This is a genomic window from Streptomyces sp. NPDC092296 (genome assembly GCF_044755465.1).
GTDB lineage: Bacteria > Actinomycetota > Actinomycetes > Streptomycetales > Streptomycetaceae > Peterkaempfera.
Genome location: NZ_JBIVRB010000001.1, coordinates 819,335 through 835,476 on the forward strand (window position 1 = coordinate 819,335; position 16,142 = coordinate 835,476).

At 73.3% G+C, this 16,142-nt stretch carries 15 protein-coding genes; 10 read left to right on the forward strand and 5 right to left on the reverse strand.

What is annotated here, in order from left to right; genetic code table 11:
* Positions 1-227: 227 nt before the first annotated feature.
* Entirely contained in the window at positions 228-2,249 is a 2,022-nt protein-coding gene (locus ACIQGZ_RS03835; protein WP_402599145.1) for a glycoside hydrolase family 44 protein, read from the forward strand.
* Positions 2,250-2,365: 116 nt separating this feature from the next.
* On the opposite strand, the gene ACIQGZ_RS03840 is transcribed toward ACIQGZ_RS03835, so the two are convergent.
* The 3 genes from ACIQGZ_RS03840 to tmk form a co-directional block, all read right to left on the reverse strand.
* The gene (locus ACIQGZ_RS03840) at positions 2,366-3,061 is read right to left on the reverse strand and encodes a cyclase family protein (protein WP_402599146.1); all 696 of its coding nucleotides are present in this window, start codon (positions 3,059-3,061) and stop codon (positions 2,366-2,368) included.
* 281 nt (positions 3,062-3,342) lie between these two features.
* On the reverse strand, positions 3,343-3,813 hold the full coding sequence (locus ACIQGZ_RS03845) for an NUDIX domain-containing protein (protein ID WP_402599147.1): 471 nt from the start codon (positions 3,811-3,813) through the stop codon (positions 3,343-3,345).
* On the reverse strand, positions 3,810-5,354 hold the full coding sequence (gene tmk / locus ACIQGZ_RS03850; RefSeq protein WP_402599148.1) for a dTMP kinase: 1,545 nt from the start codon (positions 5,352-5,354) through the stop codon (positions 3,810-3,812). Before tmk ends, ACIQGZ_RS03845 begins: the two co-directional genes overlap by 4 nt.
* Before the next feature lie 130 nt (positions 5,355-5,484).
* Here tmk and ACIQGZ_RS03855 point away from each other — a divergent pair, with 130 nt between their 5' ends.
* From ACIQGZ_RS03855 to ACIQGZ_RS03885, 7 genes are all read left to right on the forward strand, one after another.
* Entirely contained in the window at positions 5,485-6,219 is a 735-nt protein-coding gene (locus ACIQGZ_RS03855; RefSeq protein WP_402599149.1) for a UbiX family flavin prenyltransferase, read from the forward strand.
* Between the two features lie 130 nt (positions 6,220-6,349).
* Positions 6,350-6,817, forward strand: a complete 468-nt coding sequence (locus tag ACIQGZ_RS03860) for an Lrp/AsnC family transcriptional regulator (RefSeq protein ID WP_402599972.1) — start codon at positions 6,350-6,352, stop codon at positions 6,815-6,817.
* A 107-nt stretch (positions 6,818-6,924) separates the two neighbouring features.
* On the forward strand, positions 6,925-7,899 hold the full coding sequence (locus ACIQGZ_RS03865) for a threonine/serine dehydratase (RefSeq protein ID WP_402599150.1): 975 nt from the start codon (positions 6,925-6,927) through the stop codon (positions 7,897-7,899).
* Positions 7,900-7,975: 76 nt separating this feature from the next.
* Positions 7,976-9,139: an aminofutalosine synthase MqnE gene (gene mqnE / locus ACIQGZ_RS03870; protein ID WP_402599151.1), complete on the forward strand. Its 1,164-nt coding sequence runs from the start codon at positions 7,976-7,978 to the stop codon at positions 9,137-9,139.
* Positions 9,140-9,202: 63 nt separating this feature from the next.
* Positions 9,203-9,787, forward strand: coding sequence for a GNAT family N-acetyltransferase (locus tag ACIQGZ_RS03875; RefSeq protein ID WP_402599153.1), 585 nt, complete (start codon positions 9,203-9,205; stop codon positions 9,785-9,787).
* Between the two features lie 136 nt (positions 9,788-9,923).
* Entirely contained in the window at positions 9,924-10,292 is a 369-nt protein-coding gene (locus ACIQGZ_RS03880; protein ID WP_402599155.1) for a DUF4229 domain-containing protein, read from the forward strand.
* Between the two features lie 57 nt (positions 10,293-10,349).
* The gene (locus ACIQGZ_RS03885) at positions 10,350-11,324 is read left to right on the forward strand and encodes a LacI family DNA-binding transcriptional regulator (RefSeq protein WP_402599157.1); all 975 of its coding nucleotides are present in this window, start codon (positions 10,350-10,352) and stop codon (positions 11,322-11,324) included.
* A gap of 49 nt (positions 11,325-11,373) precedes the next feature.
* Here ACIQGZ_RS03885 and ACIQGZ_RS03890 read toward each other — a convergent pair whose 3' ends face one another.
* Both ACIQGZ_RS03890 and ACIQGZ_RS03895 read right to left on the reverse strand, forming a co-directional pair.
* On the reverse strand, positions 11,374-12,594 hold the full coding sequence (locus ACIQGZ_RS03890; protein WP_402599158.1) for an MFS transporter: 1,221 nt from the start codon (positions 12,592-12,594) through the stop codon (positions 11,374-11,376).
* Between the two features lie 210 nt (positions 12,595-12,804).
* A complete protein-coding gene (locus ACIQGZ_RS03895) occupies positions 12,805-13,008 on the reverse strand; it encodes a cold-shock protein (protein ID WP_402599159.1) in 204 nt (67 codons plus the stop codon).
* A 311-nt stretch (positions 13,009-13,319) separates the two neighbouring features.
* Between ACIQGZ_RS03895 and ACIQGZ_RS03900 the strand changes: the two genes are divergently transcribed.
* The gene (locus ACIQGZ_RS03900) at positions 13,320-14,195 is read left to right on the forward strand and encodes a menaquinone biosynthetic enzyme MqnA/MqnD family protein (protein WP_402599160.1); all 876 of its coding nucleotides are present in this window, start codon (positions 13,320-13,322) and stop codon (positions 14,193-14,195) included.
* Positions 14,196-14,362: 167 nt separating this feature from the next.
* Complete coding sequence (locus ACIQGZ_RS03905) at positions 14,363-16,093, forward strand: hypothetical protein (protein WP_402599161.1); 1,731 nt, start codon at positions 14,363-14,365, stop codon at positions 16,091-16,093.
* Positions 16,094-16,142: the final 49 nt, after the last annotated feature.

Sequence of the window (16,142 nt, forward strand, 5' to 3'; positions counted from 1 at the left end):
GTCGGCGCGGCAGCGGGGATCGTGGCGAGAAGCCTTGACAGTACATTGGCAAGTGCCTCAGGCTCTCTGGGAGCGCTCCCACTCTCCACCATCCCCGCGTCCGGGCACCACCCTGCCCGGACGCGGCGGCGGAGGTGCGGAGCGCTTGTGCAGCGGGTCCGGCGCTGATGGCGCTTCCGGAGCCCTTCGAACGCCCGTGCCGTGTCCGCTCGAAGGAGAGCATGCCCATGCAGCGCAGATCCCTCGCCCTCGCCGTGCTGATCACCTCGGCGCTGGTCAGCACCGGGCTGGCCGCGAGCCCAGCGGTGTCCGCCGCGGCGCCCCGGGCGGCCGCGACGTACGAGCCACCGGTGCTCAGCGTCGATCCGGCCGCCGGTCGGCACTCCATCAGCCGCGACATCTACGGCATGAGCTTCGCCGACGCCGGGCTGGCCAAGGAGCTGAAGCTGCCGGTGGACCGGTGGGGCGGCAACGCGACCACCCGCTACAACTACCTGACCGACACCAGCAACCGGGCCAGCGACTGGTACTTCGAGAACATCCCCGAGGACGTCGCGGACCCCAGCGCGCTGCCGGACGGCTCCTCCACCGACCAGTTCATCGAGAAGGACCGCGCCGCCGGGTCCGACACCATCATCACCGTGCCGCTGATCGGCTGGGTGCCCAAGCCGGAGCGCGAGAAGCTCTGCGGCTTCAGCGTCGAGAAGTACGGCCCGCAGCAGTCGACGGACCAGTGGGCGCCGGACTGCGGCAACGGCCTCAAGCCGGACGGCACGCCGATCACCGGCAACGACCCCACCGACACCAGCGTGCCCGCCGGGGCCGACTACGTGTCCGACTGGGTCAAGTACCTGGACGACACCTACGGCGACGCGGCACACGGCGGGGTGAAGTTCTACAACCTGGACAACGAACCGGACATCTGGCACGAGACCCACCGCGACGTCCACCCGAAGGGCGCCACCTACGACGAGATCCGGGACCGCACCTACGAGGTGGCCGCCGCGATCAAGGCCACCGACCCGGCCGCCAAGACCCTCGGCCCCACCGGCTGGGGCTGGAACTCGATCACCCTCTCCGGCGCCGACCAGCAGACCTGCAACACCGAGGGCGGCAGCTGCTGGTCCAACCCGCCGGACAAGGCGGCGCACGGCGGCGTCGACTTCGGCGCCTGGTACCTCCAGCAGATGGCCGCGTACGAGCAGGACCACGGCACCCGCATCCTCGACTACTACGACAACCACTGGTACCCGCAGGGCAACGGCGTCTTCAGCGAGAGCGACGACCCGGACACCCAGGCGCTGCGGCTGCGCTCCACCCGCGGGCTGTGGGACCCGACGTACACCGACGAGAGCTGGATCGGCCAGCCGGTGATGGCGATCCCCCGGATGAAGTCGCTGGTGGACGCCAACTACCCGGGGACGAAGACCGCGATCACCGAGTACAACTGGGGCGCGCTGGACAAGATCGACGGCGCTGCGGCGGAAGCCGACATCCTCGGCATCTTCGGCCGTGAGGGGCTGGACCTGGCCAACCTCTGGGGGCCGCCGAACCCCGACGACCCGGGCGCCTACGCGTTCCGGATGTACCTGAACTACGACGGCGCGGGATCGTCCTTCGGTGACACGGCGGTGAAGGCCGCCAGCAGCGACCAGGACCAGCTGTCGGTGTACGCGGCGGAGCGCAGCAGCGACCGGAACCTCACGGTGATGGTGGTCAACAAGACCCCCGACGCGGTGAGCTCCCCGCTGTCCATCGCCGGGCTGACCGGCACCAGCAAGGCGAAGGTCTACCAGTACGGCCAGGCCGACACCACCGCCATCCAGCACCTGGCCGACCAGACCGTCACCAACGGCAGCACCGCGATGAGCTTCCCGGCGTACTCGATCACCGAGCTGGTGCTGCCGCCCGCGAGCACGCCGCCGGCCAGCACCTGCAAGGTCACGTACACCGCGCAGAGCGAGTGGACCGGCGGGGTCGTCGTCGGGGTCGACATCCGCAACACCGGCAGCACCGCGCTGAACGGCTGGCAGCTGAGCTGGACCTTCCCCGGCGACCAGCGGGTGTCCAACGTCTGGAACGCCACCCTGACCCAGACCGGCCAGCGCGTCACCGCCACCGCCATGGACTACAACGCCAGGATCAGCCCCGGCGGCACCGCGTCCTTCGGCTTCCAGGCCGCCTGGACCGCCAGCGACCGGCCCCCGACCGCCTTCACCCTCAACGGCTCCCCCTGCACCACGGGCTGACGCCGCCCGAGGCAACCGCCGCCGCCCCCGGTCACCGGCCGGGGGCGGCCTGCTGCACGGGGCGGCCTGCTGCACGGGGCGGCCCGCTTCACGCGGCGGCCCGCCTCGCCCGGCGCTCAGCCGATCCGGGCCACCACGCGGGCCGGGGCGCCGTCGGCGGCGGTCAGGCGGAGCGGGAAGAGGGAGAGGTGGACCGGGCGGGCGGCGGCGTCGGCCGCGATGACCGGGCCGAGATTGGTGAGGTTCTCCGCGATGACCGCCCCGGCGCCGCACAGGACGCGGTGTGCGGCCAGCGAGAACTCGGCCGCGTGGTCGGCCGGGTCGGGCGTGCGGTCCACGCTCAGGGCGTCCACGGCGACCGTGCGGACCCCCGCGTCCACCACGGCCTGGGCGGCCTCGGGGGTGAGCCAGGGGTGCGCCAGGTAGTGGTCCGTCTCCCAGTACGCCGACCAGCCGGTGGCCAGCACCAGGACCACCCCGGCCCGCAGCCGGGGCAGGGCGGCGGCCAGCAGCTCGGCGGTGATGGCGGCGCGCGGCTCCAGACCGCGTACGTCCGCGACCACGGCCGGCCCGGCGAAGCGGTCCAGCGGCAGGCCCTCCAGGGTGGGCCAGGTGTCGTCCAGGTGGTACGGCGCGTCGACATGCGTACCGGACTGCGAACCCAGATGCAGCCGCAGCACATTCACGCCGTCCTCGGCCACCCGCAGCGCGGGGCCGAACTCCACCTCCGGATCACCGGGGTAGACCGGCATGCCGGGAAAGACGGGGACGGACAGGTCGACCCAGGAGCCGGTCGGGTGGTTCGTCGTCATGACGGCCCAGTCTCCTCGCCCGGCCCCCGGCCCCACCACCCGCCCACCCGGGAGCGCGGCGTCGGCCGGCGGCGGCGGGCCGCCGGGTGCCGGCCAGGACAAGAGCAGCAGGCAGTCCCCTGGTCTCGGCGCGCTCTCCGGAAGCAGGCCGTGGCGGGCGAGGGCGATCCCCGGCGCGCCGTGGCACCAGGCGTCCCGTCGCCCGCTGGGTGCGAACGCCGACGGTGCCGCGGAGCGACACCAGGGCAGGAGACCCTGCGATCGTCTCTAGGAGCGGGCACTCACCCACTCGTCGAGTCGTCTCCCACACCGGTCGGCCATCCGTGCATCGTGACGCCGAAGTCCTCCTCGAGGTACCCCAGCAGGCCGGCCGCCGGGTAGGGGATCACGTCGTCGGGCAGGTCATGGACGGTGAACCACTGGAGCCGGAGGCACTTCTCCGGCTCCCGGTTGACCGGCTCGCCCTCCCACCGGGTCGCCTCGAAGAAGAATCCGATCCGGTCGGGGGCGCCGTCGCCCTGGCGGTGGTGGACGGTGTGGACGAGCCGGACGTGGTCGGGGTCGACCACGACTCCGGTCTCCTCGTACGCCTCGCGGACGGTGGCGACGGTCAGGGGCTCGCCGGGGTCGAGCTTGCCGGAGGGCGCGTGCCACTGGCCGTAGCCGTAGGGGCCGCCGCGCTGGGACAGGAGGATCTTGTCGCCGTCGCGCAGGATCAGGTGCACATCGATGACGGGGCTGCTGTGGGTCATGGTGCTCTATCCGGTCTCGGGGACGGGGCGGCTGGTTGGACGGTAGCCGAGGGGAAGTCGGCCGCGTGCAGGATCGCTGCGGCGGCACCCTCGGGGGTGAGGGTGTCCACGTCGATGCGGACCACTCGGACGGACATGGCTTCGAGGATGGGGATCGCCTGCTCGTAGAGGTCCAGCTCGCGCTGGACGTTGCCGAGGTCGTCCTCGAAGCGGTGATGGGAGCCACGGGTGACCAGGCGCCTGGCGATGGTGTCAGCCGACGCGGTGAGGATCACCGCCAGGTCGGGCAGGTCGATTCCCGCGTTGACGGCCCGGATGAAGTCCGGCGGCACTCCGTCCAGGCGCTGGAGGACCAGGCTGGAGGGCAGGTAGCGGTCGCAGACGACCGTGTGCCCGGTGGTCAGGCGAGGACGGATCTCGGTGGCCAGGTGGTGGTTCCGGTCGGCGGCGACCAGCAGCGCCAGAGCGGTGCCCCGTACGTCGTTGGCGAGTCGACGGGTGGCCATGCCGAGGGGACTGCTGGACGGCTCGGTGGTGGCGTACACCGTGTGACCGGCCTGGTGGAGCTGCTGGGCGAGGACTGGGACGGTCGTGGACTTCCCGATCCCCCCTGGCCCGTCCACGGTGAGGAAGAACCCGCGGGCGCTCACCGGGCCACCGCCGTGGCCTGGTTGCGGGCATGCTGAAGGCGGGAGAGGTTGGCAAGGTGCGAGCGGATGACCGGCAGCGGGGTCTGGGAGAAGGGGATGCCGACGGAGAAGTTGAACTCGTCGCGGCCCCGCATCGCCTCGTCGGCGCCGTGCTCGGTCAGGTCGACGTCGTCGTACGCCTGGGTTGGCCTCCCAGTAGCCCCACGAGCCGAGCAGATGCGCTGTCAGTGGCCGGTCGCCGGCCTGCTCGGTGGCGGCCACCCCGAGGCGGAACAGCGGTGCCGGATCGGCCTTGCCACCCGAGTCGGTGGCGACCCAGCCGGCAAGTTGCGCCAGCTCCCCCACCCCGGTGAGCAGTCGGCGGCCCACGGCCTCCGAGTGGCAGGTGTTGTCGTGCAGCGCGATGGCCGCACGCAGCTCGCGGACGACCGTCTCCACCAGGTCCCCGCCGGCCAGTACGTCGTCGGCCAGCCGCAGGCCGTGCACCCGGCGCAGCAGTGCCTCCGCGTCGGCCATGCCGACCGTGCGGCCGCTCGTCGTGCCGCAGGGCGCGAACTCGGTGTCCACCGGAAGCAGCCGGGCGATCACGTCGTCCGGCGCGGGGGGTGTGCCGACCCGGAACCTCCGGGCCGCCCTGGAAGCGGCCCGCGCCCGCCGCAGGGTGTCCTCCGGTAGCCGCAGTACCTCGGCCAGGTGCGGGAGCCACTGCGGTCCCGGAGTCCGGCCCTCGTACTCCGTCTCCCAGCGCCACACATCGGTGCGGGTGAGGGTGGCCCGCCCGGAGATGTCGATCAGCCGCCGTGCCACGTCCTCCTCCGAGAGCCCGAGGCAGCGCCTGCGTCCGGCGAGCAGGGAGCCGATCCGTTCACCGTTGCTGATCTCGTCGACCACGGCCGCCCCCGCATCCTCGAACCCGGACCCGCGTACGTTCGGACGCTACCCGCGCGGACCGCGACTCACGGCCGCTTCGGGGCGGAGCGCGGCCGGGTGGTGGGGTGGGGGCGAAGGTAAAGTGCGGGCGATGGCTGAGACGGTGGTGGTGGAGCAGCGGGAGCGGGTGCGGCGGCCGTGGGTGGTCGGGGTGTCCGGGGCGTCGGGGACGCCGTACGCGGCCTCGGTGGTCCGGGCGCTGCTGGCGGCCGGGGAGGACGTCGACCTGGTGGTCAGCCGGGCGGCGCGGCTGACGGTGCTGGACGAGACCGGGGTCGCCTTCCGGGACGCCCACTGGCGGCAGGACCTGCGCGCCTGGCTGGCCCAGGGCCTGGGTGACTCCCCGCCGCCGGACACGACCGCCCTGGACGCGGCGCTCGACCCGGCGCTCGACCGGGTCCGCCACTGGCCGGCGGGCGACCTGGCGGCCGGGCCGTCCAGCGGCTCGTACCCGGCGCGGGGCATGCTGGTGGTGCCGGCCAGCACCGCCGCCGTGGCCGGGATCGCGCTCGGCCTGTCCAAGGACCTGCTCCAGCGGGCCGCGAGCGTCACCCTCAAGGAGCGGCGGCCGCTGGTGGTGGCCGTACGGGAGACGCCGCTGAACGGGCCGACGCTGCGCCAGCTGGTCGCGCTGGACGAGGCCGGCGCGGTGGTGCTCCCCGCGTCGCCCGCCTTCTACGCGGGCGGGTCGACCGCGCAGCAGCTGGTGGACTTCGTGGCCGGGCGGGTGTTGGACGCGGTCGGGGTGGGGCACACCTTGTACCGGCGGTGGCGCGGCTCGCTCGGGGAGGCCCGCGCGGACGCCACCGGTGGCGAGCGGACATGAGTACGGGTGGCTCGGCAGAGTATGTTCTTCGGAATGCCCGGGTCGAATGCGGCCCGGACCCTTTGATTCCGCATGCCGGAGCCCGGGTCCGGCAACGATGGGAAGGTCCGTGTAGTTGAAAGAGCACAGCATGGACGCGGTGGACAGACAGCTCATCCAGGCCCTGCGGGAGAACGGACGCGCCTCCTACGCGGAGCTGGGGCGGTTGGTGGGCCTCTCCGGCCCCAGCGTCACCGACCGGATCAACCGGCTGGAGCAGGCCGGGGTGATCACCGGCTACCGCGCCACCGTGAACCCCGCCTCGCTGGGCTTCGGCGTGACGGCGCTGATCGGCGTGCAGCTCAGCGACATCGCGGACCACGAGGACGTGGCCCGGCGGCTCAAGGACATCGGCGAGGTGGAGGACTGCTGGTTCATCGCCGGCGACGACTCCTACATGCTCAAGGTCCGGGTCTCCGACGTGGACGGCCTGGAGTCGGTGGTCAAGCGGCTCTCCAGCACCCGGGGCGTGGCCCGCACCCGTACCACCGTGGTGCTCTCCACCAAGTGGGAGAACCGGGTGAGCAGCCTGCCCGAGGAGGAGCCCGACCGGCGGTGACGCCGCGAGCGCCGCGAGGAGACAGGCGAAGTGCCCCGAGGGGCAGGCGAGTTGCCCATGGGAACAGGTGAGCTGCCCGCAGGAGCGGGCGAGTCGGAGGGGAACGCATGGCACTGGTGACACGGCAGGAGCTGGCAGCCGCCCGGGAGCGGATCGCGGGAGTGGCGGTGCGTACGCCGCTGATGCCCTGCCCCTGGGCCGACGACGAGGGGCGGTCGCTGCTGCTCAAGCCGGAGAACCTCCAGCCCACCGGCGCCTTCAAGCTGCGCGGCGCCTACAACCGGCTGGCCGCCCTCACCCCCGCCGAGGCCGCCTGCGGCGTGGTCGCCCAGTCCAGCGGCAACCACGCCCAGGCGGTGGCGTACGCGGCGCGGCTGCTCGGCATCAAGGCCGTGATCGTGATGCCCGACGTCTCCCCGGCGGTCAAGGTGGAGGCCACCCGCTCCTACGGCGCCGACGTACGGCTGGTGCCCGCCGAGGAGCGCGACATCGTGCCCAGGCAGCTGGCGGCCGAGTACGGCTACATCCATGTGCCGCCGTACGACGACCCGGACATCATCGCGGGTCAGGGCACCATCGGCCTGGAGATCGCGGACGACGCGGCGGCGCTGGGCCTGGCCGTGGACACCGTGCTGGTGCCGGTCAGCGGCGGCGGGCTGATCTCCGGCGTGGCGGCGGCGGTCAAGCTGACCATGCCCGGGGTGCGGGTGATCGGGGTGGAGCCGGAGCTGGCCGCCGACGCCCAGCAGAGCCTGCGTACCGGCGAGCTGGTCCGCTGGTCGGTGGAGCGCACCTACCGCACCCTGGCGGACGGGCTGCGCACCGTCTCGGTGGGGGAGCTGCCGTTCGAGCACCTCACCGCCTATGTGGACGACATCGTGACGGTGAGTGAGGACGACATCCGGGCGGCGGTCGCGGTGCTGGCCCGGCGCGGCCGGATCGTCGCGGAGCCGTCCGGCGCGGTGGCCCCGGCGGCGTACCTGTTCCACCGGGACGAGCTGCCGCCCGGCCGTACCCATGTCGCGGTGGTGAGCGGCGGCAACATCGACCCGCGCCTGCTGGCGGAGCTGCTCGCGGCGTGAGGGCGGCGGGGGCGTAGGCTCGGGGGGTTGTTCCAGCAGGCGAGACCGGACGGCGAAAGAGGAGGCGGAGGCGCACATGGACGCAGGGCTCAAGCGCGAGCTGGAGGCAAAGGTCTTCGCAGGTGAGCGGCTGTCCCGCGAGGACGGCATCGCCCTGTACGAGAGCGATGACCTGGCCTGGCTGGGCGGCCTGGCGCACCATGTGCGGACGCGGAAGAACGGCGACGTCGTCCACTTCAACATCAACCGCCACCTCAATATGACCAATGTGTGCAGCGCCTCCTGCGCGTACTGCTCCTTCCAGCGCAAGCCGGGCGAGAAGGACGCGTACACCATGCGCATCGAGGAGGCCGTGCGCCTGGCCAAGGCGATGGAGAGCGACCAGCTCACCGAGCTGCACATCGTCAACGGCCTGCACCCCACGCTGCCCTGGCGCTACTACCCGCGCTCGCTGCGGGAGTTGAAGAAGGCCCTGCCGAACGTCAACCTCAAGGCGTTCACCGCCACCGAGATCCACTGGTTCGAGCGGATCAGCGGACTGCCGGCCGACGAGATCCTGGACGAGCTGATCGACGCCGGTCTGGAGTCGCTGACCGGCGGCGGCGCGGAGATCTTCGACTGGGAGGTCCGGCAGCACATTGTGGACCACGACACCCACTGGGAGGACTGGTCGCGCATCCACCGGCTGGCGCACGGCAAGGGCCTCAAGACCCCCTGCACCATGCTCTACGGGCACATCGAGGAGCCCCGCCACCGGGTGGACCACGTGCTGCGGCTGCGTGAGCTCCAGGACGAGACCGGCGGCTTCCAGGTCTTCATCCCGCTGCGCTACCAGCACGACTTCGTGGACATGAAGGACGGCAAGGTCCGCAACCGCCTCCAGGCGCGCACCACCATGGCGACCGGCGCCGAGGCGCTGAAGACCTTCGCCGTCTCCCGGCTGCTGTTCGACAACGTCCCGCATGTGAAGGTGTTCTGGGTGATGCACGGTGTGCAGACCGCGCAGCTCGCCCTCCAGCACGGCGCCGACGACATGGACGGCTCGGTCGTGGAGTACAAGATCACCCACGATGCGGACAACTACGGCACCCCCAACAAGCTCAGCCGTGACGACCTGCTGGAGCTGATCCGGGACGCGGGCTTCCGCCCGGTGGAGCGCAACACCCGGTACGAGATCATCCGCGAGTACGAGGGCCCGGACCCGGACCGCCGCGAGCAGCCGCAGGCCATGCGCCTCTGACGGCCCCCTTCCGGCGGTCGGTGGCGTTCGGCCGCGCTGACCAGGGTGGATAGGGTCGGGGACATGGGACTCTCCTTCGTCCTCGACCCCGAGGTCACCCCCGACCTCGGCGCGCGGATCACCACCCTGTGGACGGACGTCAGCAACGCGGGCGGCGCCGTCGGCTTCCTGCCCCCGGTCAGCACCGAGCGGGTCCGGCCCGTCGCCGAGCAGCAGCTGCGCGGCGTGGCCGACGGACCGGACCGGCTGCTGACCGGGTACGACCGGGAGAGCGGCCGACTGGCGGCGGTGCTCTTCTTCGAGTCGCAGCGCTTCGAGCTGATGGAGCACTGGCGGCTGCTCAAGCGGGTCATGGTGCACCCGGACTTCCAGGGGCGGGGCTACGGCGCCGACCTGCTCGCGGAGGCGGAGCGGCTGGCCCGCGCCTGGGGGCTGGCCGGGCTGCGGCTCACGCTGCGCGGCGGGCTGGGCCTGGAGACCTTCTACGCCCGCAGCGGGTACAAGGAGGTGGGCCGGGTGCCCGGCGCGATCCGGGTGGCCGACGGCGACGACCGCGACGACGTCACCATGTGGCTCGGCCTGCACTGGCCCGGCTCAACCCGCACTGACCCGGCTCGACCCGTACTGGCCCGGCTCGACCCGCACTGACCTGGGTCGACCCGCACCGACGGGCCCGGGACGGGCCGAGGAGCGGCCCTGTCCGCCGGGCGCGACCGGCGGCGTGCTTGACTGGTGGAGGGTCCAGCACGGCCGGCCGTGCCCGGCACCGAGAGAGAGGCCACCAGTGAGCAAGTCGCATGCCACCCTCCGCTACACGTCCATGCGGGCGTCCATCTTCGTCGTCTGCTTCCTGCTCTGCGTGCTGCTGGCGCACTACGGGGTCATCCCGGTGACCGGGCAGACCGGGTACGTCTTCCTGCTGCTGGTGGCCGCGCTGGTCTCGGCGCCGGTCAGCTATGTGGTGCTCAGCCGGCAGCGCGACGAGATGTCCGAGCAGATCGTCGGCAAGGTCGCGGGCAAGCGGCTGCGCACCGCCGAGCGGATCGCCGCGCAGAACGCCGAGGAGGACGCGCTCGACGACGCCAACCGCGCCGCCGCCGCTGCGGCCGCCGGTGCCGACGCGCTCTCCGGCGACCGCACCGCGTCCGCCTGACCTCCCGCCCCCGCCGCCGTGCAGCCGACCCAGGACCGCCGCCCCACCGGGCGTGACGTGGCACGCCTGGCCGGCGTCTCGCAGGCCACCGTGTCGCTGGTCTTCTCCGGCGGCGGCGGTGCCCACCGGGTGTCCGACGCCACCCGGGAGCGGGTGCGCGGCGCCGCCCGGGAGCTGGGCTACCGGCCGCACGCCGTCGGCCGCCAGCTGCGGCTGGGCCGCACCGGGCTGGTCCTGCTGGCGGTGCCCAACATCCTGGGGCCGTTCTTCGCCCGGGTGCTGGAGGGCGCCCACGAGGAGGCGGGCCGGCACGGGCTCGCGGTGGTGGTCAGCTCCGGCTGGAGCAGCGCCACCCTGGCCAGGGCCACCACCACCAGCCAGTTCGACGGGCTGCTGATCTGCTCGCCGGACGACCGGCAGCTCGGCGAACTGCCCGACTCCACCCCCGTCGTCTTCCTGGACTCCGACCCGACGTACGCGTCCGGCGGCACCCGGCTCACCGTCGAACTGGACGTCGCGGGCGGCATGCGGGCGGCCGTGGAGCACCTGGCCGCGCTGGGCCACCGCCGGATCGGCCATCTGCGCTCCACCCTCTCCGCCCACACCTTCCGCGCCCGGCAGGCCGCCTTCGAGGAGGCGGCCCGGGGCCTGTCGGTGGTGGAGGTCGGGGTCAGCCTCAACGAGGGCCTGGCGGCGGCCCGTACGGCGGCCCGCGCCCTGCTGGCCGTACCCGACCCGCCGCGCGCCGTGATGTGCGACGACGACGTGGTCGCCTCCGGCGTCTACCAGGCGGCGGCCGAGCTGGGGCTGCGCATCCCGGATGACCTCTCCGTCGTCGGCATGGACAACATCACCGCCGCCGAACTGCTCACCCCGCCGCTGACCACCGTCGACCTGCCCGGCGAGCAGCTGGGCCGCCATGGCGTCGCCGCGCTGGCCGCGCTGCTGGACGGCGACCCGCCCGCCGCCCCCGCGCCGCTGCCGACCACCCTGCTGCTGCGCGCCTCCACCGCCGCCGCCACGGCCCGCTGAGGCCCGGCCCCGGGTACGGGACCGCGCCGGTGCGGCGGGAACCGAGGGGTCAGCCGGTGGTCGGGAGTGCTTCCGCCGTGACGGGGTCCGGGGACGGGGGCAGCAGCCGGTGGCGGGTGGTGCGCAGCAGTACGGCGCCGAGGGTGATCCCGGCCGCGCCGCAGACGGCGGCGGACCGCAGTGAGCCGTCGACCAGGACCCCGGCGGTGGCGGCGCCCGCCGCGTTGCCCGCGGCGATCACGGTGACCAGCCAGGCGAACGCCTCGGTGGTGGTGCCGGGCGGCGCCAGCTCCCCGATCAGGGCGAAGGAGACTGCCAGCAGCGGGGCCAGGCCCAGCCCGGCGAAGAAGGACAGTACGGTCATCACACCGGGCGGGGGCAGCAGCACCAGGGCGATGAAGCCCGCCGCCATCACCGAGGCCAGCGCCCAGACCGGCAGCCCGCCCGCCGCACGGCCCCGCCACGGCACCGCGCCGTACACCAGCGCGCCGACCAGCCCGCCGAAGGCGGCGACCGCGAGCAGCGTCCCGGCGCCGCCGGACAGCTCACCGGCGTGCGCCTCCGCGTACGCGACGTACAGCACCGCCTGCGCGCCCAGCGCCCAGCCGGCCCCGGCCAGGCCGACCAGCAGCAGGACCAGCCCGGTGGAGCGCAGCGGCCCCAGCAGCCCGGCGCCGGCCCCGCGCGGCGGCGCGGTCCACTGCCGGGCCGGCGCGGCGGTGGCGACCACCAGGGCGCCGGCCAGGCCGAGCCCGGCGGCGATCCAGAGCGCGGTGGCCGGGGAGGCGACGGCGGCGACCACGGCCACCGCGAGCGGTCCGACCACGTACAGCAGCTGCTGGGAGGCGGAGTCGAAGGCGTACGCGGTGTCCAACTGCTCCTTGGCGACGATCTCCGGCCACAGCGCCCGGAGGCAGGGCTCCAGCGGCGGCATCGCGGCCCCGGCGAGCACCGCGCCGCCGAACGCGGCGGCGGCATTGCCGGGCGCGACGGCCAGCAGGGCGTAGCCGAGCCCGGCCACGCAGGCGGAGCTGAGCAGCACCCGGGGCTGTCCGGCCCGGTCGACCAGTCGGCCGAGGGCCGGGCCGCCGACGGCGGAGGCGACCGCGTAGGCGGCGGTGACGGCGCCGATCCGGCTGTAGGGGGCGCCGGCCTCGCGCAGGGCGAGGGCGATGACCAGGGCCGTCATTCCGGAGGGGAGGCGGCCGACGAGCGTGCCGGCCAGCAGCCGCACGACGTACGGGCCACGCAGCAGGGCGAGGTAGCGCACCGTCGTAAGTTATACGTATAACCATCCCGGGTCAAACGGTCCCGGTGGGGCCGAAAGGGGGATGGCCGCGAAATGGCGCGGCGGAAAAGGGCAGGGGGCCCGTCGCGTACGCATACGCGCGGGCCCCCTTGGGTGGTGCTCGTCGTGGCCACCGGATGGAGCACGGGTTTCCGCGAGGGCGGACCCGGGCTCCGGGCGATCAGAGGATGGTCAGAGGACGCTGACGTTCTCCGCCTGCGGGCCCTTCGGGCCCTGGGTCACGTCGAACGACACAGCCTGGTTCTCCTCCAGCGAGCGGAAACCGTTCGCGTTGATGGCGGAGTAGTGGACGAAGACGTCGGGGCCGCCGCCCTCCTGGGCGATGAAGCCGAAGCCCTTCTCGGCGTTGAACCACTTGACGGTTCCGGTCGCCATACCGTTCTCCTTGCGAGGGACGTGAAGGGAACCACACCTCGTGGTACCCGGTCCGCTGCGCTGATCGCCCTGCCCCCGGGCGTGAACCCGGAGTTTCTGCTGAAAAACTACGAAAAGCCCGCGGTCACATGCTCCGCAGGCTTCAAGTACTGCAAGGGAAATCAAACTGCAACTGCGGGCAACCGTAGCACGGGCGTTGGGCCTCCGGCCAGGGATGACATACCCGCGTACGGGCGTGTCCCGACGCGCCCGGCAGCGCCTTCCGGGACCCCGCGCCGGTGGGGTGGCGAGCCGGGCATAACCTGCGGAGGGTGCACACTACAACTGCCGACGGCGTCCACCCCGCAGCCACCAGGCCCCGGGTGGGCCACATCCAGTTCCTCAACTGCCTGCCCCTCTACTGGGGGCTCGCCAGGACCGGGAGCCTGCTCGACCTGGACCTCACCAAGGACACCCCCGAGAAGCTCAGCGACCTGCTGGTGACCGGTGCCCTGGACGTCGGCCCGATCACCTGCGTGGAGTACCTGCGCCACGCCGACGAACTGGTCGTCCTCCCCGACATCGCGGTCGGCAGCGACGGCCCGGTGATGTCCTGCGTGATCGTCAGCCAGGTGCCGCTGGCCGAGCTGGACGGCCGCCGGGTCGCCCTGGGCTCCACCAGCCGGACGTCGGTGCGGCTGGCCCAGCTGCTGCTGGAGGAGCGGGAGGGCGTCCGGCCCGAGTACTTCAGCTGCCCGCCCGACCTCGGCCTGATGATGCGCGAGGCCGACGCCGCCGTACTGATCGGTGACGCCGCGCTGCGGGCCAACCTCGACGAGGCGCCCCGGCTGGGGCTCCAGGTGCACGACCTGGGCGCCATGTGGAAGGAGTGGACCGGCCTGCCCTTCGTCTTCGCCGTCTGGGCCGCCCGCCGCGACTTCGCCGAGCGCGAGCCGGAGCTGCTGCGCGAGGTGCACCGGGCGTTCCTGGCCTCCCGCGACCTGTCGATGGAGGAGGCCCCCAAGGTCGCGGAGCAGGCCGCCCGCTGGGAGAGCTTCGACGTCGACGTACTGGAGCGGTACTTCACCAGCGCGCTGGACTACTCGCTCGGCGCGGGGCAGCTGGCCGGCATCGCGGAGTTCGCCCGCCGGGTGGGCCATGACAGCGGCTTCGCGCCGGACGTCCGGGTGCGGCTGCTGGAGCGCTGAACCGGCCGGGCAGCGGGGGCGTCACAGAGGGTATCCGGGAGGGCGGTACCTGATGTACAGTCACCCCACTTCGAGGGTCCTCACGCACACGGGGGGTCGGGATGACCGTATCGGGGCCGGGCAGCGGCGATGGCGCCCGGATTCCTCCACAGCCGAAGGGCCCTCCGGTGGAGGCGCCCACCCACCAGGCGCTCCAGTTCCACGCCGGCCCGGCGCGCGGCGACGCCACCCGCTACCTCTGCGCGGCGGCCCGGCTGGACCGCCACTTCCGCAACGCCGTGATCTCCGAGCTGGTCGAGCACTCCTACCGGGTGCCCGCCCCCTCGCCCGGCACCGACCTGGTCCGGGTGCTGCACGAGTGCCTGCGCGCCCGGCGCGACGAGGTGTGGGCCGGGCTGGCGATGCTGCTCGTCCTGCTGATCGGCTTCTTCACGGTCGACTCCGTGGCGACCCTGTTCGTCCTCGCCACCGTCCTGCTGCTGCGGCTGTTCCGGGCGCGCGGCGGTTCGCCGCGCGCCGCCGGGGTCGCGCTGGCCGACGGCCGCACCGACGCCGTGGTGGCGCTGACGGCCGGGCCGGGGCGGCGCGGCGGCTGGCGGGCGGTGCTGGCCGTGCTGGCCACGGTGGTGCTCGCCCGCTGGCTGCTGCTCTGGGGCTACGGGGTGTCCGAGGTGTTCGGGCGGCGGTACGACAGTGGGTACGAGTCGGGGTACGGCTTCTCGCTGCCCGTGTACCTGGGGATGCTGGCGGTGCTCTGGCTGATCGCCGCCGCGCTCGGCTACCGGGTGCGGACGGTGCTCGCGGGCCGCGCGGGGCCGGACGCCCGGGTCGGCACGGACAGCCCGATCCTCAAGCGGATCTACGGCACGCTGGGCCTTCAGCAGTCCGGGCCCGAGCTGCTGTACAGCGACCATGCGCCGCTGATCGGCCTGGGCGTGCCGCAGGACTACCTCCAGGTCAACATGGAGCTGATCGCCTCCGCCGCCCGGCGGGCCGAGGAGCGCGAGCCCGAACCGGTGGACGCCGCCCTGCTCTACCAGGCGATCTCCACGGCGGTCCGCGCCCTCGGCGGCGGCCCCGACTACCCGTGGGACGCACTGCACGGCCTCACCGTCACCGACCGGGTCTTCCGGCCCGGCACCCGGCCGGGGGAGACCGGCGACTGGCTGGGCCGGATGTCCGGCCCGTCCGCCGACGGGATTCCGGTGCTCACCCGCCCCTGGGCCGACGCCCTCGCGCTCTCCGGACACGAGCGGCTGCGGCACTGCCTCGCGGTGCGGATCGGCAGCTGGCAGGAGGAGGTGGTGGCCACCGTACTGGTCCGGGTCACCACCCAGGGCGGCATGCTGCACCTGGAGCTCTCCCCGTACGTCCTGCCGCCGGTCTCCGAGGCGTACCACCTGGTGGACCGGCTGGGCGATCCCGACCTGCTCTCGGACGGCGCGGTGGCGCTCGGCCTGGCCGGGCGCCGGCTCGGGGTGGAGGTCACCGGGGCGATCGCCCAGGTCGGCACCGCGTTCTCCTCCGTCCGGCGGGCGGCTCGCATCCGGCGCCGGTACCGGCAGGTGGCCGGGCGGTACGCCGTCGACCGCAGCCCGCGGATCAGCGTCCGGGAGCTGGCCGCCGCGCAGGGGTACCAGAACGTCTTCCAGAAGAACGACGTCGACCGCTTCTTCGGGACGGTCAGCCAGCGGGTCTTCTCCGCCGTGCTCGGTGAGCTGGAGGGCCGGGGGTACAGCACGGCGGCGTTCCGCAGCCAGACGGAGTACATCATCAACAACATCAACCACGGCGGGGTGCAGGTCACCGGCGGCACCGTCCACGGCCATGTGGCCGGCGGCGCCCAGGCCCGGGTGAACCTCTCCACGCCGCCGCCCCGGGTGGGGTCGGGCGGCTGACGCCACAGCGGTCAGCGGTCAGGGGTCAGGGGTCAGGGGTCAGGGGTCA

What these genes read in the sequence shown, in the direction of transcription:
- ACIQGZ_RS03835 (WP_402599145.1), top strand. Translation starts at nt 228, where the DNA reads ATGCAGCGCAGATCCCTCGCCCTCGCCGTGCTGATCACCTCGGCGCTG.
- ACIQGZ_RS03840 (WP_402599146.1), bottom strand. Translation starts at nt 3,061, where the DNA reads ATGACGACGAACCACCCGACCGGCTCCTGGGTCGACCTGTCCGTCCCC.
- ACIQGZ_RS03845 (WP_402599147.1), bottom strand. Translation starts at nt 3,813, where the DNA reads ATGACCCACAGCAGCCCCGTCATCGATGTGCACCTGATCCTGCGCGAC.
- ACIQGZ_RS03855 (WP_402599149.1), top strand. Translation starts at nt 5,485, where the DNA reads ATGGCTGAGACGGTGGTGGTGGAGCAGCGGGAGCGGGTGCGGCGGCCG.
- ACIQGZ_RS03860 (WP_402599972.1), top strand. Translation starts at nt 6,350, where the DNA reads ATGGACGCGGTGGACAGACAGCTCATCCAGGCCCTGCGGGAGAACGGA.
- ACIQGZ_RS03865 (WP_402599150.1), top strand. Translation starts at nt 6,925, where the DNA reads ATGGCACTGGTGACACGGCAGGAGCTGGCAGCCGCCCGGGAGCGGATC.
- mqnE (WP_402599151.1), top strand. Translation starts at nt 7,976, where the DNA reads ATGGACGCAGGGCTCAAGCGCGAGCTGGAGGCAAAGGTCTTCGCAGGT.
- ACIQGZ_RS03875 (WP_402599153.1), top strand. Translation starts at nt 9,203, where the DNA reads ATGGGACTCTCCTTCGTCCTCGACCCCGAGGTCACCCCCGACCTCGGC.
- ACIQGZ_RS03895 (WP_402599159.1), bottom strand. Translation starts at nt 13,008, where the DNA reads ATGGCGACCGGAACCGTCAAGTGGTTCAACGCCGAGAAGGGCTTCGGC.